Raw genomic sequence first — 16,439 nt, forward strand, 5'->3', positions numbered from 1 at the left:
GGACTATGCCTTCCGCTCAGGCATCCATTGGCGTCAGATGCGCTGATATCGCCGCATCGATGGCGGCAAGTTCAGCCGCATCAAGCCCGATTTCACCCGCCCTGGCGTTGTCGAGCGACTGTTCGGCGTTGCGCGCACCGCACAGGGCAAAGGTGATGCCCGGCTGGGCGAGCGTCCAGGCAATGACGATCTGCGCCATCGATGCCTGATGCTGAGAAGCGATCGGGGCAATAGCCTGTTTCAGCCGCGCCACCCTTTGCCGGTTGCCGGTGGAGAAGCGCGGATTGTCCTTGCGCTGATCGTCGCCGCTGAATTCGCGGGCCGGATCGATCGCGCCGGTGAGCAGGCCGAGCGCCAGTGAGGAGTAGCTCAGCGTGGCGATATCGTTGCGGCGGGTGATCGGCAGCAGGCTGCCCTCAATCTCGCGATCGATCATCGAATAGCGCTCCTGGATCGCGTCGATCTGGCCGGCGGCGATATAGTGCTCAAGGTCCTCGGCGCTGACATTCGAGGCGCCGATGGCGCGGATCTTGCCGGCCGCCTTCAGCTTCTCCAGCGTCGCCATCGTCTCGGCGATCGGCGTGGTCGGGTCCTGCCAATGGGTGATGTAAAGATCGATGTGATCGGTGCCGAGACGGCGCAGGCTCTGCTCCAGCTCATAGGCGATGCCGTCGGCGCCAAGATAGCGGTGCACCGGCTTGCCGTCCTGGTCGAAGAAATGATTGCCCTTGCCGGAATGCCAGTTAAGCCCACATTTGGTGGCGATGACGACCCTGTCGCGCTTGCCCTTGATGGCCTTGCCGACGATCTCCTCGCTGCGGCCGAGACCATAGGCGGGGGCCGTATCGACCAGGCTGATGCCGGCATCGATCGAAGCTTCGATGGCGCTGATCGAGGCCTGTTCGTCAGTGCCGCCCCACATCCAGCCACCGATCGCCCAGGTGCCGAGACCGACGGCCGATGCGGTGACACCGGAATTGCCGATGGGGCGTTGTATCTGTTGGGAGCTCATGCTGCCTCCTGTTCGGCAAGGTCGAGAATCTGGAGGCTGGTCGCCTCGTCGGTGACGATGGTGTCGAGATGGTTGCCGCGCATGGCGCTCAGGATCGGTGCCACCTTGCTGGCGCCGCTGGCGATGCCGATCGAGCGAGGAATGGTGGCGAATTCGTCGAGCGTCAGCGACACCAGCGAGCGGTTCAGCGAGTAGTCGCAGAGCCGGCCGTCGCGATCGATGAGATGGGCGAGCAACTCGCCCGATGCACCGGACTGTTCGATCGCCCGGCGGTCGGCGCTCGATGACGGATGCAGGTCGTAATAGCTCGAATCGTCGGTCAGGATCGAACCGATGCCGACCACCGCCACATCGGCCTCGCGCGCCTTGCGGAACACGTCGGCGACCGAACGTACCCCCATCAGCATTTCGCGCTGCTGCGGCGTGTCGGCAAAGAGCGGCGCATGGATCTGGTAGGATCGGCCGCCAAGCTTGTCGGCCATCAACGACGCGACATGATTGACGTCGGTATAGTGCTTGCCCTGAACCAGGCCCGTTGCCGGGATGACTTCGACATCGTAGCGGCGGGTGGGATTGAGGCCCGCGACAAGGGCACTGACGCCCTTGCCGCCAGTGATCGAAATGGTGTCGCCATCCTTGATGGTGTCGAGCAGCAGATGCGCCGCCGCCTCGCCGACGCGCTGCAGCGCGGTCTGCGGGTTGTCCGAGACCGAAGGCACGACGACAGCGCGTTCGATGCCGCCGAGCGCCACAAGGCGCGCCTCGATGTCGACGAGGTGATCGATCGGCGACTTGATCTTGATCTCGACCAGCCCAAGCTGGTGGCCGCGCTTGATCAGCCGGTTGACGGTGGCATGCGAGATGCCGAGTTCGCCGGCGATCTCCGCCTGGGTCTTGCCCTCGACATAGTGCAGGACAAGCGCCCGGTGCATCTGCCGGACAGTCGCAATGTCGTCGCGGGTGTTGGGAGGGGCCATGATCTTGCTCGTCGCGCCTTTAGGACTCTTCGGGGCTCAGGATTTCTTGCGATGCAGGAAGTGGTCGATCGACACCGCCGCCAGCAAAATGCAACCCTTGATCATGTCCTGCCAATAGACCGAGATGTCGAGCAGGATCAGCGAACTGGTCACCACCGAAAGCAATGCCATGCCGAGGATGGCGCCGAAGATGGTGCCCGACCCGCCGTTGAGCGACGCGCCGCCGATTACCGCCGCGGCAATGATGTTGAGTTCCATGCCGGCGCCGAAGGTCGGCGTCGCCGCGCCGAAGCGGGCCATGTAGATGACGCCAGCCAGACCGGCGAGCGTCGAGCACAGCACGGTCACCCAGAATTTGACCTGGGCTGTACGGATGCCCGAGAACTGCGCCGCCTTCTCGTTGGAGCCGGTGTAGAAGACCTTGCGGAAGACAGTGGCGCGGCGCAGCAGGAAATCGAAGATCGCTACCACGACGACGAAGATCAGGATGACATAGGGGATATCGCGAAAACTCCCCTGGCCAATGGCCTTGAAGGACGGCGGCAGCGTAAACAGCGACAGTGGCGTGCCCTTGGTGATGACCAGGCACAGGCCGCGCACGATGACCATTGCCGCGAGCGAGGTGATGAAGTGGTTCAACCCGACCACCGTGACGAAGAAGCCCATGACCGCGCCAATGAGGGCGCTGACGGCGATGCCGATCAGGCTGGCGGTCCATGGGTCGAGCCCGGCGAGGAAAAGCGCGCCCGACACCACCATGGAGAAGCAGACGACCGAGCCGACCGAAAGGTCGATGCCGCCGACGATCAAGAGGATGGTCATGCCCACGACGACAATGCCCTCGATGGAGAAGCTCATCAGCATGGCGCGGAAATTGCCCCAGGTGAGGAAATAGGGCGAGGCAAAACTCATGGCGATGCAGAGCGCCAGGATGATGACGATCAATCCGGCTTCGCGCATTGAAGCGAGGCGAGCGAAATTGATCCGCCGCGCATCGCCGGCTGGCTTGAGTTCGGCCTGCATCAGGGTTTCTCCTGCTTCCCTAGGCGACATTTTGGGCCTCTTCCGGGCTTGAGGTTTTCTGGACGCCGGAGGCGAGCATGATGATGGCTTCCTCGCCAAGTTCGCCGGCGGCGAGCTCGCCGGCGATCCGGCCTTCGCGGACCACCATGACGCGGTCGCAGAGGCCAATCAGTTCCGGCAGTTCCGAGGAGATGACAATGACGCCAACGCCCTTGCTGGCGAGCTGGCGCAGCAATCGGTGGATCTCGACCTTGGCGCCGACATCGATGCCGCGGGTCGGCTCATCCATGATGATGACCTTGGGGTTGACCGACAATTGCCTGGCGATCGCCACCTTTTGCTGGTTGCCGCCGCTCAGCGTCGAGACAGCGGCACCGATGCCAGCCATGCGCACGCCGAGCCGCCTGGACAACTCGGTAGCCTGGCGGTCTTCCGCCTTGCGGTCAAGAAGGCCCAGCGCGCCGGTCAGCTTACCGAGATCGAGGGCAGAAATATTGGCGGCGATCGGCATGTCGAGGAACACACCGGAGCCCTTGCGGTCTTCCGAGAGGTAGACCAGCCCGGCGCTGACCGCGTCGCCATAGCGGCGAACGCGCAGTCGCACGCCGTCGAGTTCCACGGTTCCGGTGGTTGCTGGCCGGAGACCGCAAATGGTTTGCGCGATCTCGCTGCGGCCGGCGCCGATCAACCCACCGACGCCGAGGATTTCACCGGCGCGAAGCTGCAGGCTGACATCGGCAAAACGCTTGCCGTCGGAGAGACCTTGTACCGCCAGCAAGGGACGCCCGGGATCCTGCGGCGACAGTTTGTCGGGATAGAGCTGGGTGATTTCACGCCCGACCATCTTGCGCACCACATCGTCTGGCGACGTGGCCTCGATAAGATCGGTGGCAACGTACTGGCCGTCGCGAAAAACCGTGACGCGGTCGCACAACGAAAAGATTTCGGCCATGCGATGGCTGATATAGACCACCGAAATGCCGCGCTGCCTGAGCCCGCGCACGATCGAGAACAGCCGCTGCGCCTCGCTTTCGGTCAGTGCTGCTGTCGGTTCGTCTAGCATCAGCACCTTGCAGTCGAGCGTCAGCGCTTTGGCGATCTCGACCAGCTGCTGGTTGGAGATGGAGAGGTCCGCGACCCGGGTGCGCACCGGAATGGGTGCCAGCAGATCCATCACTTTCTGCGCATCCGCATAGAGCGTGCGATAATTCATCAGCGGCGCACGCCGGTTGTTGATTGCCGCCATGAAGATATTCTCGGCAACGGTGGCGTCTTGGCACAGCGCGATCTCCTGATGGACGAGCGCGATGCCGAGCCGCTGGGCCACCGCCGGCGAGGCAATCGAGGCCGGCGCGCCATCAATGCGGATTTCACCGGCATCGGGCTGCAGGACGCCGGCGATCATGTTCATCAGCGTCGACTTGCCTGCGCCGTTTTCGCCGCACAGTGCATGGATTTCGCCACGCCGCAGCTCGAACCGCACATCGCTCAGCGCCTTCACCGGGCCGAACGCCTTGGACAGTCCGCGTATGTCGAGAATGGGCGTTGTGGTCACGCCATGCTCCTGCGATGGGCGCTGTAAGGTGGAAGGGGGGATGATCCCCCTTCCGGCTTGGTCGATCCCGGCCAACGGCCGGGACAGCGAGTTCGAGATTATTCCTCGATGCCCTTGGTGCCGCGACGCTTCAGATACTTGTCCCAGTAGAAGTCGTCGGCATTGTCCTTGGTGACGATGGAGAAGCCATTGTCGACGAAGGGCACGGTCATCGCATTGAAGCCCGAACGCTTGGCGTCGTTCATCGGGTCGATCAGGTCGGGATGCTTGGCCAGCCAAAGCAGCATGAAGCCCATATAGCCCTGCATGCCCTGGTTGGGGTTGACCGAGCCGAAGATCTCGCCGGCCTTGATCATGTCGAGGATCTTGGCGTTGACGTCGGCGAGCATGACACGGATCTTGCCGCCGCCTTCCTTGGATGCCTGCGCCGCGCCGATGGCTGAATTGGCCTCGGGCATGAACACCGCGCCGAGATCGGGATGCGCTTGTGCCAAGCTGAGCACAGCCTGATAGGCCTTGGTCGGGTCCTGGTTCGACGCGGCACGGCCGACCAGCTTCATGTCTGGCCATTTCGCCGCCATGCGGGCGACGAAGGCGTTGACGCGCTTGTCGTGATTGTCCTGGCCGGGATTTTCCAGCACCGCGTATTCGCCCTTGCCATCCATCGACTTGGCAACGGCATCGGCGGCATAGGTGCCTTCGGCGTTGTTGTCCGAGGTGATGTAGGACACGCGCTTGGAATTGGGGGAATCGGCGGCGAAGGTGACGACGGCGGTGCCTTGCTCGATGGCGCGGTTGATCGGCTCGATGAACGGATCGGAGTTCATCGGATGGACGAGGATGCCGGCCGGCTTCTGCGCCAGGGCCTGATCGAACGTGGCGATCTGCTTGTTGACGTCGTATTCCGGCGTGCCTGTATATTCGGTTTCGCAGCCGAACTGCTGGCCGGCCTGCTTGAACATTTCATAGACCGGGAACCAGTATTCGACGCCCGAGACCATGACGTTCATGACGTATTTCTCGCCCGGTTCGCACTTGAACGGGTTGGCGCTTTCGGCGAGCGCCTGGGCCGAACCCAAACAGGTCGACGCAGCCGCCGCGATTGCGAGCGTGCTCAAAAATTTGCGCAAGTTTCCTCCCTTGGCCGAAGCCATCCTCAATGACTATCGCGTGCGCCCAGGGCGCGCCGCCATGTGGATTGATTGACGCCGAACTTCCTCCTGAAGCCCGACGGCCGGACCATCGCAATCTAGGTATGGGTTGTCAATAAAATTCATATACTGAAATATATTTCATTCCACAAGGCTTGCCGGGATGATTTCAGAGCCTGGCGGGTCGCCTCGAAAACACCCTTTTCACCAGCGGCCATGGCGCGATTTTCACGAACAGGCACGGCCGTGCGAAACCAACTTCATTTTGGTCGCCATACCGCCCTTGAAGGCACGGCTCTCCATTCCTAACTGTCCAGTGCGGGCCGGGCCCCTCTGACTGTCGCTGTTGGCGATTGTGATGTCGGACCGCTATAACGGGCCCCTTTCCATTCTTTTCGGTCAAGCGGGCTCATCCTTTTCTGGTTTGGAGCCCCGTATGACATCTTCTCTCCTTGGTCTGGTTTGCCCTTCCTGCCGCGTCGCGCTCGTGATGAGCGAACGCCAGGGTATCGAGATCGACTACTGCCCGCAGTGCCGTGGCGTCTGGCTTGACCGAGGCGAACTCGACAAGATCATCGAGCGTTCCGGCAAGGATGCAGCGCCGCCACAGCAGGCACAGCCGGCAGCCTTCTCCCAGCCGCAACATGGCCAGGACCGCGACGACGACTATTCCCGCTCGCAGGGCCACCGCTATCCAAAGCGGAAGAAATCGTTCTTCGAAGAGTTGTTCGACTGACCGCATCACGGCCGGCCTTTTTGGGTCGGCACTTGCCGAAACTTCCAAAACCACATCGACAAAGGTTCATTCCGATGATTTCCCGCACAAGCCGATTTGCCACGCTCTTCGCAGGACTGTTGCTCGCCTTCTCCATGGTCGCCATCGACCATGCCGAGGCGCGGCGCGGCGGCAGTTTCGGCAGCCGTGGCACGCGCACGTTCCAGTCGGCGCCGCCGACCAGAACCGCGCCGGCGCCGACAGCACCAGTCGAGCGTTCGATGACGCCTAGCACCGGTGTGAACAATGCCGCCCGGCAGCCTCAGGCAGGCCCGCAGCGGCCCGGCTTCATGAGCGGCTTCGGTGGAACGATGATGCGCGGCCTGCTCATCGGCGGCCTGATCGGGATGCTGATGGGGCAAGGCTTCGGCGGCCTCGCCGGCATGTTCGGATTTTTGCTCCAGGCCTTGCTCATTGGTGGCGCGATCATGCTGGCCATCCGCTTCTTCCGGTCGCAATCCGCGCGCGGTCCCGCCCCAGCGCTTGCCGGTGCCGGCAATGCCCAGGCCTCGCGGTTTGAAAACCGCGCAGGCGAGGAGCGTGATGCGAGCAATACGCATTCCTTCACCATTCCCGGCTTTGGCGGCGGTGCGGGCGGAAATTCTCCGGCCACCGGTTCTGTTGAGATCAAGCTTGGTCAGGCCGACCTCGACGCATTCCAGCAGCTGTTGACCGATGTGCAGGAAGCATTTGGGCGCGAAGACCACGCCGCGCTGCGCCGGTCGGTGACCCCGGAGATGGTCTCCTATCTCTCGGAAGAGCTGGCCGACAACGCCCATAAGGGTCTCAGGAACGAGGTGTCCGATGTCGCGCTGCTGCAGGCCGATATCGCCGAAAGCTGGCGCGAGGATGCCCGCGACTATGCCACGGCGGCATTGCGCTACGAGTCGCGCGACGTGATGCGCGAACGGGCCAGCGGCAAGGTCGTCGATGGCGACGGTGAACATCCGACAGAGACCACCGAGCTTTGGACCTTCACGCGTGAGAATGGCGCGAACTGGAAGCTCTCGGCAATCCAGCAGGCTTGACCCCAAGCCTTATCCGGCCGCTGCTTTAATGGCGGCGTGCCGGTGGCTTGCCGGCGGTCAGGAGACGATCTTCACGCACATCGGCGTGCCGATCTCGATAGCCCGCCTCGTGTCGGTCAGCATGCCGCTCTCGGCATCGCGTGCGAAGATCGAGATGCGGTCGGCATTCTGGTTGGCCGAGAACAGATGGCCGCCGGACGGCGTCAGCGCCAGGTTGCGCGGTGTCGCGCCGCCGCAGCGGACATAATCGACCAGACGCAAGACCCCTGTCTGCTGGTCGACAGCCATGATGACAACACTGTCGTGGCCGCGATTGGAGCCGTAGACGAAACGCCCGTCCGGCGAGACCTGGATATCGGCGCAATGATTGTTGTCGCGCGCCTCGGCCGGCACCGCCGGCTTTGCGTCGAGGATCGACAGCCTTCCTGTGCTCTCGTCGAGCGCCATCGACACAATGGTCGAATCCAGCTCGTTCATGACAAAGACAAAGCGTCCGTTCGGATGCAGCGCGAGGTGACGCGGACCGACACCTGGCGGCAAGGCGGATTCGGCTGATTTGCTCAGACTGCCATCCTCGGCGATGCGGTAGGACACCAGCCGGTCGATGCCGAGATCGGCAATGATGGCCGTTCCACCGGCAATGGTTTCGGTGACGCTGTGGGCATGTGACCGTTCCTGCCGCGCCGCGTTCGGCCCGGTGCCTTTGTGTGAGACGCTGGCCAGCGGAGGCGACAAGGCGCCGTCCTTGTCAAAACCATAGACCACCACGGCCCGGTCGGGACCGCCCTCGCCCATGCCGTAATTGGCGACCAGCAGCTTCGTGCCGTCGCGGGTGATGGTGTTGTGCGCGGTGATGCTGCCCAGCGAGGGCTGCTTGTTCAGATAAGTCAGCGCGCCCGAGGCACGATCGAAGCTGTAGGCGGAGACGGTTCCCTCACGCCAGGTGAACACTTCCGAATTGGCATAGATACGCGAGCCGTCCGGCGTCACTGACAGGAATGTCGGGTTGTCGACGTCATTGGTCTCGGCCAGTTTCTGGATCTTCAAAGTCTTCTCATCGAAGCTGTAGACGCCGAGACCGACGCCGCGCGCGCCTTGAAAATACGGTGCCTCGCGGTTCAGGCTGCCGACAAAGATCAGACAGGCATTGTGCATCATTTCCTCCCCTGCCCCGCCTGCGCTTCGGCGCGCGGGAATGGCCAAAATTTCGCGCGTCCTCGCTTGCAACGCAACCCCATATGTGAAAATACTATTTACAAAAGAAGATTGACGGGAGGAGACGCCGTGCTTTTCGACGCTTTCAGGCGTGTTCAAACATCGCACCGCGCATCAAGCGGAACTGGCGAGGCCGGCCATGAATGACTTCGCCTCGACTGTCGGCGTCGCCTCGACCTATCCCAAGAACATGCCCGAAGAACACGCCGCCCTGCCGGTGTGGAACGCCGAGAACTGGTTCTACGAGGACTGGCCGGTTGGCCAGAAAATCCGCTCGCTGCGGCGAACCATGGCGGAGGGCGACAGCCACCTGTTCAACACGCTGGTGCTCGACATCCACCCCTACGTGCAGGACCAGCTGTTTGCCGAGAGCGAAGGCATTTTCGGCAAGCGGTTGATCGCCGGAGCCTTCGTCTTCTCAGCCGGGCTGGGACTGGTCGCCACCAACTGCGTCAACGCCTTTTCCTACGGCTACGACAAGCTGCGCTTCATCAAGCCTGTCTTCATCGGCGACACGATCTACGCGATCCGCTCCAACCTCGACAAGAAGCCTCGCTACAAGGAGATGGGGCTGATCCGCGCCAGCTACGAAGTGTTCAAGGGCGAAGGCGAGTTGGTTCTCTATTGCGAGCACCTGCAGACGGTGAAGTACCGCAATCCTGACGATTTCGTCGGCAAGACGGAGAAATAGATATGGCAGCCGAATTGCCACTTGCCGGTCTCGTCGTCGTCGACATGAGCCAGTTTCTATCCGGGCCTTATTGCTCGCTCAGGCTGCTCGATCTCGGCGCCCGCGTCATCAAGATCGAACGTCCTGACGGCGGCGACCTGTCGCGCCGGCTCTATCTCAGCGACACCGAGATTGGCGGCGATTCAACGATCTTCCATGCCATCAACCGGGCCAAGGAAAGCCTCGCCATCGATCTGAAGAACGAAGCGGATTTGAAGGTGCTGCGCGGCCTGCTGATCAAGGCTGACGTGCTGATCCAGAATTTTCGGCCGGGCGTCATCGAGCGTCTTGGCTTGGATTACGAGTCTGTCCGCAAGATCAATCCGCGACTGGTCTATGCCTCGATCAGCGGTTATGGCGAAGACGGTCCCTGGGTAAAACGCCCCGGCCAGGACCTGCTGGCGCAATCTCGCTCCGGCGTCATGTGGCTGAATGGCGACGAGGACCAGGGGCCGGTTCCGTTCGGGCTTGCCATCGGTGACATGCTGGCGGGCGCCGCTTGCGCGCAAGGCGTCCTGGCGGCGCTGGTGCGGCGTGGCATCACTGGCCAGGGCAGCCATATTGAAACCAGCTTGCTGGAAGCGCTGGTCGATTTCCAGTTCGAGGTGCTGACCACGCACCTCAATGACGGTCGCCGCTTGCCGAAGCGCTCCAGCTTCCGCAGCGCGCATGCCTATCTGTCGGCGCCCTATGGCGTCTATCCGGCCAAGGACGGCTATCTCGCCATCGCCATGACGCCGATTCCCAAGCTGGCCGATCTGCTGTCGCTCAACGCGTTGGCGCCCTATCGCGACAAGCCGGCATCATGGTTCACCGCGCGCGACGACATCAAGGCGATCATCGCGCAGCGGATCGCTACCGGCACGATCGACGAATGGCTCGCGATTCTCGAACCGGCTGACATCTGGTGCGCCAAGGTGCTGACCTGGCCGGAGATGCTGGCGAGCGAAGGCTTCCAGTCGCTTGACATGCTGCAGACAGTGACGCGCGAGGACGATGTTTCGATCCTCACCACCAGTTCACCGCTCAGGGTCGATGGCGTCAGGGCCAAGGTGGATCGGGCAGCGCCGCGCATTGGCGAGCACAGTGCAAGGATACGCGAGGAGTTCGGCCTGTGAGCCAAGCCACGCTCAAGGGCATGACCTGGAGCCACCCGCGTGGCTACGATCCGATGGTCGCCTGCTCGGCCCTATGGCGAGAGCGAACAGGGGTTGCCATCGAGTGGGACAAGCGCTCGCTGCAGGATTTCGAGTCCTTCCCGGTCGAGGAGCTGGCGCGCGCCTATGACCTCATCGTCATCGACCATCCGCATGTCGGCCAGATCACGGCGGAGCGCTGCCTGGAGCCGCTGGATATCGCCGGCCGCGAGATAGACCGAGCCGCACTTGCCTCCGGCAGTGTCGGCCAGTCCTACCCGAGTTACACGTGGCAAGGCCGGCAATGGGCCTTCCCGATCGATGCGGCCAGCCAAGTCCAGGCCTGGCGGCCGGATGCGCTCGATGCACCAGCCTCGACCTGGAGCGAGATGCTCGATCTCGCCCGGCAGGGGCGCGTGCTGCTGCCGTTGCGGTCGCCGCATTCGCTGATGACCTTCTACACGCTGGCAGGCAATCTCGGGCATCCTTGCGCGACCGATCCGTCCCGCAGCCTCATCGATGTAGAGGCCGGCATAGAAGCCTTTGAGGGGATGCGTGAAATCGCCGCCCTCGTCGATCCGGCATGCCTCGACATGGACCCGATCGCGGTTTCAGAGCGGATGACGGAGGCCGGCTCCCGCTTCGTCTGTTCCCCGCTGATCTATGGCTATGTCTCCTACGCTGCTGCCGGTTTTCGCGCGCATCGCCTGGCCTTCGCCGATATCCCGGTCATCGGTTCCGACGGCCCGGTGGGCTCGGCACTTGGCGGCACGGGGATCGCGGTATCTGCGTTTTCCAAGGCGAAAGAGGCCGCCATCGACTTTGCCTACTGGGTTGCCAGTGGCGACATACAGCGCGGGTTGTATGCGGCCTCGGGTGGTCAGCCCGGCCATGCCGCCGCTTGGGGCGACCAGACCGTCAATGACGCGACCGGGAATTTCTATCGGGATACGCGCGCGACGCTTGAAGGCGCGTGGGTGCGGCCGCGCCATGACGGCTACATGGCGTTCCAGCAGGCGGCATCCGACCGCATCAATTCCGGCATGACATCCGGCCATCGAGCCGGCCAGGTCGTCGCCGATCTCAATCACCTGTTCCGGGAGGGTAGCCCAGCATAGGTGTCCGGCGTTGCCGGTGGAGGAGCCTGAACGAAACCGAACGGAGGAGAACACAATGACAAGAATGATCCGCGGCCTGCTGGCCGCAACCGCTCTCGCCTCGCTTGCAACGGCCGCTCTTGCCCAGGATGTGCAAGGCGTCATCGGCGGGCTTCCGACCGAACTGAAGGCGCAGTATGACGGCGCGCCGCAGAAGGTGCTGCCCTCCGCCTGGGACAATTTCACGCCGCCGCCCAAGCCATGGAAATGGTGCCACTCGGAATCCTACCAAGGCAACCCATGGCGGGTGACCGTCACCAAGGAGCTGAAGCGTCTCGTCGACGGGCTGATTACCGACGGCACCGTGTCCAGTTTCGAAGTGTCGGATTCCAACAACGACGCCAGCCAGCAGATCAACCAGATACGGGCCTTCATCGACAAGAAATGCTCGATCATCACCTCGGTGCCGGGTTCGGCCACGGCACTTGACGATGCCATCGATGCCGCCGCCAAGGCCGGCATTCCGTTCATCACCGCCGCCGGCTCGGTGACCAGCCCGAACGCGATCAATGTCGATTCCAACTATGCGCGCTGGGGCTATGACATGATGACGGCGATCGGCAAGGCGCAGCCGGACGGCGCCAGCATCCTTCTGGTCGAAGGCATAGCCGGCCACCCGATCGTGGTGCAGGAACGGCAGGGCGCGGACAAGGCGCTGGCGGAGAACTCGAAGCTGAAGATCTCGCGCAACGTCAACGGCAACTGGACAGCCAATGTCACCAAGACCGTAGTACTGCAGGCGATCGCCACCAACCCGGCACCGATCGATGCGGTGTGGACCACGGGCAGCGAAAGCCGTGTCGTCGCCGAGGCCTTCGCCGAAGCCGGCCGCCCAGCGCCGTTGATCACCGGTTCGATCACCGGCGATGCACTCGGCTACTGGAAGGCCAATCCCGACAAGTATCGCTTCGAGGGCCATGCGGTGCTGCCGCACTGGACCGCCGAGACGCTGTTCCGCGTCGGCGAGCGCATGCTCGATGGCCAGAAGCCAAAGTTGAACACGCTGCTGATCCCGATCCCGCCGGTGCACAGTGCCGATCTGGGCGCCTGGTACAAGGACTGCATGACGGCTGACGCGGTCTCGATCTTCCCCGTCCCGCCAACAGACCCGATGCCGGAAGAATGGCTCAACGCCTATTTCTCCAACCCGGCGCCGACCAAGGGCTGGGACTATTCGAAGGTGCCAGACGCCTGTGCAAAGTGACGCCTGCGCAAAGTGACGCCCTGACTGCACTCTTGGTTGGCCGGCCCTATTTGCAGGGCCGGCTGCCGCCCGGAACGCGACATGCTTGAAATCAGAAACATATCCAAACGCTATGGCGAGACGGTCGCCCTTTCGGACGCCTCGATCGCGTTCCGGGCCGGGACGATCCACACCATCCTGGGCGAGAACGGTTCCGGCAAGAGCACCATGGTCAAGCTCTTGTCCGGCATCGTCCAGCCGGACAGCGGCGCGATCGTCCTGCAAGGCAAGCCCTTCTCGGGGACCAGCCCCTCTGTCTTCCAGGCGCAAGGTTTTGCCACTGTGTTTCAGGAAGTGCTGATCGCGCCCGATCGCAGCGTGACCGACAACATATTGCTTGGTCTTGATGGCCTGATCCGCCGTGCCGTCCCCCGCAGCGAGCGCCGCGACAGGGCCGCCGCCGCGTTGAAGCGTTTTGCTGTCACCGACGTTCCTCCCGATACCCGCGCTGGGCTGTTGCCGCTCGCCGCGCAGCAACTGGTGGTTCTCGCCCGCGCCGTCGTGCGCAATCCAAAGATCCTCATCCTCGACGAAGTCACAGCCGCGCTCGATTTCGCCGATCGCGAGTCCGTCTTCTCGCTGATGCGGGCCCTTGCCGCCGAGGGCTGCCTTATCCTGTTCATCACCCACCGCATGGACGAGGTGATGTCGCTTTCGGATCGTATATCCATCCTGCGCGGCGGCAGCGTGGTGAGCACGGAAGAGCGCGGCGCTTCGACACCAGCAGAACTGTTGAAGGCCATGGCGCCACGAACGGCGGCGGAGCTGGCGCATGGCTGATCGCGGCACTCTTTCCACGCATGATCTCGTCATCGCGCCCGGCGCCAGCCCCATCATTCAAACGATCGCCGCCGGCGAAATCGTCGGGCTTGCCGGCCTCGATGGCCATGGCCAGGAGCTGTTTCTCAAAATGCTCGCCGGCCTGGCATCGCCGCTTGGCGGCACGATCATGATCGATCTGCACGGCACGTCTAGCAAGATCACCAGCTTTCGCAAGGCCGTCGCCAGCGGCATTGCCTACCTGCCGCGCGACAGGCGTGCGAACGGGATTTTTCCGACGCAGTCGGTGCTCGACAATTTCGCCGTTTCGACGCTGTCTAGGGATACTCGGCTTGGGCTGATCAGTCCGGCGGCGCGCAAGGCCCGCTACGACATCTACCGCGAAAAACTGGCGATTTCAGCGCCTCGGCCCGATGCACCAATCACCACCCTGTCCGGCGGCAACCAGCAGAAGGTGCTGCTCGCCCGCGCGCTGGCGCTTGAACCGGCGATCCTGCTGCTCAACGACCCGACGCGCGGCGTCGACGTGGCGACGCGGCATGTTCTCTATGATGTCTTTCGCGGGCTGGCCGCCGACGGCATGGGCCTCGTGATCCTTTCCAGCGAGATCGAAGAGATCCTGCTTCTCTGTCACCGCGTTCTGGTGTTCCGCGAGAACGAAGTCGCGGCGGAAATCGCCGGCGAAGCGATGAACACCGAGAATGTGATATCCGCGATGTTCGGGCGTGCCGCATGAGCCCGGTCGCGCGCCTCCTGTCTCTTTCGCGAAGCGTGGGTTTCGCTGTCGTGCTGCTAGCCGTCCTGCTTGCGGTCAATCTCATTCTCAGCCCGGCGCGGTTCCAGCCGGGGTCGTGGGGCGCGCTGATCGGACTGGCCGCGCCGTTGATCGGCGCAGCGATTGCTTCGACCCCGGTGATCCTCGCTGGACGCGGCGGCATCGACATCTCGGTCGGGCCGCTGATGGGCTTCGTCAACGCCATGGTGATCCAGGTTCTTTTCCTGCGTTCTGGCATCAACTCGCCCCTGGTGCTGGTGCCAGCGGCGCTGCTCATCGGCTCGCTGGTGGGCGCGGCGAACGGCTTTCTGGCCACCATCGTGCGCATCCAGCCGATCGTCGCTACGCTCGGCACCTACCTCATCCTCACCGGCGTCACCTTGACGGTTCTGCCCGCACCGATCGGTCCGGCACCAGCATGGCTGAAGGCCCTGGCCGGCCCATGGTCGATGCTGCCGCTGGCGGTGATGTTCATTGCCTGGTGGCTGGTGCGGCGCACGCCTTATTATGACCAGTTGATGGCCGTCGGCAGCGACGATCGAGCCGCCTACACCGCAGGTGTCGATGTCACCCGCGTGCGCTTCATCGCCTATGTCATGACCGGAATGCTCGGCGGCTGCGCCGGGCTGATGCTGACGGCGCTGATCGGCTCCGCCGACCCCAATATCGGTCCGACCTACACGCTGATCGCCATCGCCGCTGTCGCGCTTGGCGGCGTCAGCCTTGCTGGCGGCCGTGGCGGTGTCGCGGGCGCGGCCATAGGCGCGATCGACATCTTCCTTCTGCAAAGCGTGCTGACGACATTCAACGTCTCGACCTTCGTCCTGCAGATCGCCTACGGCGCCATCCTGGTGCTGGCGGTGATGCTGACCGCGCTGCAGGAACGTCTTGCCATGAGGGGGCGCTGACATGGCCATCGGCCAAAACCTGTTCGCGACAACCAATGCCCGCGTCGTCGGCGCCTTCTGCGTCGCGGCCGTGCTGCACCTTGCCGGCATGGTTCTCATTCCAGGCTATTCGGCGCCTTTCGCCGTGCGCGCCATGCTGGTGCTCGCCTCGCTGCTTGCCGTTGCCTCGATTGGCCAGACGCTGGTCGTGATCATGGGTGGTATCGACCTCTCCATCCCCTTCGTCATAGGCTTCGCCAATGTCGTGGCGGCGCAGCTTTATGGCGATGGCTGGAATTTTGTTCTCGTCTGCGGCCTCGTCGGCGTGCTCGCCATCATGATCGGCGGGCTGAACGGCCTGATCTCGCGCAGCCTGGATATCCAGCCGCTCATCGTCACGCTGGGTATCGGCATGATCGTGCAAGGCCTGGTGCTTTTGTGGACGGCGGGTTTCCCCTCGGGCTCCGCACCGGAAGCCGTTTCGAGCTTCGTGTCGATCGGCGGGTCGGCTGGGCCGTTGCCGGTTCCGTGGCTGGTGCCAAGCCTGGTTGTACTTGCCGCGCTCGTCGTGCTGGTGTTGGAACGTACTCCCTATGGGCGGCGGCTCTACGCGCTGGGCAGCAATCCGGACGCGGCGCCGCTGGCGCTGATCGATCCGGTTCGGATGTGGGTCATCACCTATGCCGCAAGTGCCTTCTTCGCGGCTGTCGCGGGCGTGCTGCTGCTTGGTTTCACCGGCTCCGCCTATGGCGATGTCGGGCAGCCCTATCTGTTCCAGACCATCGCGGCCGTGGTCGTCGGCGGTGCGGCGCTTGTCGGCGGGCGGGGCAGCTATCTCGGCACGATCGCCGGCGTTCTGGTGCTGACCGAAATCAACACGTTGCTGATCGGTCTCGGCTTCCAGCCGTCAGCGGTGCAGGCGGCACTAGGCCTGGTCATCGTGCTGCTGGTCTCGCTCTATGGCCGCGAACGGCACGTCTCGACGACGATCTGAG

At 63.3% G+C, this 16,439-nt stretch carries 17 protein-coding genes; 11 read left to right on the forward strand and 6 right to left on the reverse strand.

Features of this window, described 5'->3' with window-relative positions:
• Positions 1-16: 16 nt before the first annotated feature.
• The 5 genes from GA829_RS29065 to GA829_RS29085 form a co-directional block, all read right to left on the reverse strand.
• Entirely contained in the window at positions 17-1,012 is a 996-nt protein-coding gene (locus tag GA829_RS29065; RefSeq protein WP_195175991.1) for an aldo/keto reductase, read from the reverse strand.
• Positions 1,009-1,989 carry a sugar-binding transcriptional regulator gene (locus tag GA829_RS29070; protein WP_195175992.1) on the reverse strand — a complete coding sequence of 327 codons (981 nt, stop codon included), beginning with the start codon at positions 1,987-1,989 and terminating at the stop codon, positions 1,009-1,011. Before GA829_RS29070 ends, GA829_RS29065 begins: the two co-directional genes overlap by 4 nt.
• Before the next feature lie 36 nt (positions 1,990-2,025).
• Positions 2,026-3,012 (reverse strand): ABC transporter permease, encoded by a 987-nt coding sequence (locus GA829_RS29075; protein WP_195175993.1) that lies wholly within the window; start codon positions 3,010-3,012, stop codon positions 2,026-2,028.
• Positions 3,013-3,031: 19 nt separating this feature from the next.
• A complete protein-coding gene (locus GA829_RS29080; protein ID WP_195175994.1) occupies positions 3,032-4,567 on the reverse strand; it encodes a sugar ABC transporter ATP-binding protein in 1,536 nt (511 codons plus the stop codon).
• Positions 4,568-4,665: 98 nt separating this feature from the next.
• Positions 4,666-5,670, reverse strand: coding sequence for a substrate-binding domain-containing protein (locus GA829_RS29085; RefSeq protein ID WP_374940438.1), 1,005 nt, complete (start codon positions 5,668-5,670; stop codon positions 4,666-4,668).
• On the opposite strand from GA829_RS29085, the gene GA829_RS36910 reads away from it, so the two are divergent.
• The 3 genes from GA829_RS36910 to GA829_RS29095 all read left to right on the forward strand — a co-directional run bounded on the left by GA829_RS36910 (position 5,576) and on the right by GA829_RS29095 (position 7,521).
• A complete protein-coding gene (locus tag GA829_RS36910) occupies positions 5,576-5,773 on the forward strand; it encodes a hypothetical protein (RefSeq protein WP_258052381.1) in 198 nt (65 codons plus the stop codon). The genes GA829_RS29085 and GA829_RS36910 overlap by 95 nt on opposite strands.
• Before the next feature lie 381 nt (positions 5,774-6,154).
• A complete protein-coding gene (locus GA829_RS29090; protein ID WP_195175996.1) occupies positions 6,155-6,454 on the forward strand; it encodes a TFIIB-type zinc ribbon-containing protein in 300 nt (99 codons plus the stop codon).
• A 74-nt stretch (positions 6,455-6,528) separates the two neighbouring features.
• The gene (locus tag GA829_RS29095) at positions 6,529-7,521 is read left to right on the forward strand and encodes a Tim44 domain-containing protein (RefSeq protein WP_195175997.1); all 993 of its coding nucleotides are present in this window, start codon (positions 6,529-6,531) and stop codon (positions 7,519-7,521) included.
• A gap of 57 nt (positions 7,522-7,578) precedes the next feature.
• Here the strand turns inward: GA829_RS29095 and GA829_RS29100 are convergent, their stop codons facing one another.
• On the reverse strand, positions 7,579-8,676 hold the full coding sequence (locus GA829_RS29100) for a lactonase family protein (protein ID WP_195175998.1): 1,098 nt from the start codon (positions 8,674-8,676) through the stop codon (positions 7,579-7,581).
• A 199-nt stretch (positions 8,677-8,875) separates the two neighbouring features.
• Between GA829_RS29100 and GA829_RS29105 the strand changes: the two genes are divergently transcribed.
• The 8 genes from GA829_RS29105 (at position 8,876) to GA829_RS29140 (ending at position 16,438) form a co-directional block, all read left to right on the forward strand.
• Positions 8,876-9,427, forward strand: coding sequence for a MaoC family dehydratase (locus tag GA829_RS29105; RefSeq protein WP_195175999.1), 552 nt, complete (start codon positions 8,876-8,878; stop codon positions 9,425-9,427).
• Between the two features lie 2 nt (positions 9,428-9,429).
• Positions 9,430-10,584, forward strand: coding sequence for a CaiB/BaiF CoA transferase family protein (locus tag GA829_RS29110; protein ID WP_374940371.1), 1,155 nt, complete (start codon positions 9,430-9,432; stop codon positions 10,582-10,584).
• On the forward strand, positions 10,581-11,720 hold the full coding sequence (locus tag GA829_RS29115) for an ABC transporter substrate-binding protein (RefSeq protein WP_258052004.1): 1,140 nt from the start codon (positions 10,581-10,583) through the stop codon (positions 11,718-11,720). The genes GA829_RS29110 and GA829_RS29115 overlap by 4 nt, the downstream gene beginning before the upstream one ends.
• 55 nt (positions 11,721-11,775) lie before the next feature.
• Positions 11,776-12,963: an ABC transporter substrate-binding protein gene (locus tag GA829_RS29120; protein ID WP_195176000.1), complete on the forward strand. Its 1,188-nt coding sequence runs from the start codon at positions 11,776-11,778 to the stop codon at positions 12,961-12,963.
• 81 nt (positions 12,964-13,044) lie between these two features.
• Positions 13,045-13,782 (forward strand): ATP-binding cassette domain-containing protein, encoded by a 738-nt coding sequence (locus GA829_RS29125; RefSeq protein WP_195176001.1) that lies wholly within the window; start codon positions 13,045-13,047, stop codon positions 13,780-13,782.
• The gene (locus tag GA829_RS29130) at positions 13,775-14,518 is read left to right on the forward strand and encodes an ATP-binding cassette domain-containing protein (RefSeq protein WP_195176002.1); all 744 of its coding nucleotides are present in this window, start codon (positions 13,775-13,777) and stop codon (positions 14,516-14,518) included. Before GA829_RS29125 ends, GA829_RS29130 begins: the two co-directional genes overlap by 8 nt.
• Complete coding sequence (locus GA829_RS29135) at positions 14,515-15,465, forward strand: ABC transporter permease (RefSeq protein WP_195176003.1); 951 nt, start codon at positions 14,515-14,517, stop codon at positions 15,463-15,465. The genes GA829_RS29130 and GA829_RS29135 overlap by 4 nt, the downstream gene beginning before the upstream one ends.
• A 1-nt stretch (position 15,466) precedes the next feature.
• Complete coding sequence (locus GA829_RS29140) at positions 15,467-16,438, forward strand: ABC transporter permease (RefSeq protein ID WP_195176004.1); 972 nt, start codon at positions 15,467-15,469, stop codon at positions 16,436-16,438.
• Position 16,439 lies beyond the last annotated feature (1 nt).

Origin of the sequence: Mesorhizobium sp. INR15, assembly GCF_015500075.1 — a bacterium.
GTDB lineage: Bacteria > Pseudomonadota > Alphaproteobacteria > Rhizobiales > Rhizobiaceae > Mesorhizobium.

Excerpts from the sequence above, each read along its gene's own strand:
- GA829_RS29065 (WP_195175991.1), bottom strand. The coding sequence starts at position 1,012 with ATGAGCTCCCAACAGATACAACGCCCCATCGGCAATTCCGGTGTCACC.
- GA829_RS29070 (WP_195175992.1), bottom strand. The coding sequence starts at position 1,989 with ATGGCCCCTCCCAACACCCGCGACGACATTGCGACTGTCCGGCAGATG.
- GA829_RS29075 (WP_195175993.1), bottom strand. The coding sequence starts at position 3,012 with ATGCAGGCCGAACTCAAGCCAGCCGGCGATGCGCGGCGGATCAATTTC.
- GA829_RS36910 (WP_258052381.1), top strand. The coding sequence starts at position 5,576 with ATGACGTATTTCTCGCCCGGTTCGCACTTGAACGGGTTGGCGCTTTCG.
- GA829_RS29090 (WP_195175996.1), top strand. The coding sequence starts at position 6,155 with ATGACATCTTCTCTCCTTGGTCTGGTTTGCCCTTCCTGCCGCGTCGCG.
- GA829_RS29095 (WP_195175997.1), top strand. The coding sequence starts at position 6,529 with ATGATTTCCCGCACAAGCCGATTTGCCACGCTCTTCGCAGGACTGTTG.
- GA829_RS29100 (WP_195175998.1), bottom strand. The coding sequence starts at position 8,676 with ATGCACAATGCCTGTCTGATCTTTGTCGGCAGCCTGAACCGCGAGGCA.
- GA829_RS29105 (WP_195175999.1), top strand. The coding sequence starts at position 8,876 with ATGAATGACTTCGCCTCGACTGTCGGCGTCGCCTCGACCTATCCCAAG.
- GA829_RS29110 (WP_374940371.1), top strand. The coding sequence starts at position 9,430 with ATGGCAGCCGAATTGCCACTTGCCGGTCTCGTCGTCGTCGACATGAGC.
- GA829_RS29120 (WP_195176000.1), top strand. The coding sequence starts at position 11,776 with ATGACAAGAATGATCCGCGGCCTGCTGGCCGCAACCGCTCTCGCCTCG.
- GA829_RS29125 (WP_195176001.1), top strand. The coding sequence starts at position 13,045 with ATGCTTGAAATCAGAAACATATCCAAACGCTATGGCGAGACGGTCGCC.
- GA829_RS29130 (WP_195176002.1), top strand. The coding sequence starts at position 13,775 with ATGGCTGATCGCGGCACTCTTTCCACGCATGATCTCGTCATCGCGCCC.
- GA829_RS29135 (WP_195176003.1), top strand. The coding sequence starts at position 14,515 with ATGAGCCCGGTCGCGCGCCTCCTGTCTCTTTCGCGAAGCGTGGGTTTC.
- GA829_RS29140 (WP_195176004.1), top strand. The coding sequence starts at position 15,467 with ATGGCCATCGGCCAAAACCTGTTCGCGACAACCAATGCCCGCGTCGTC.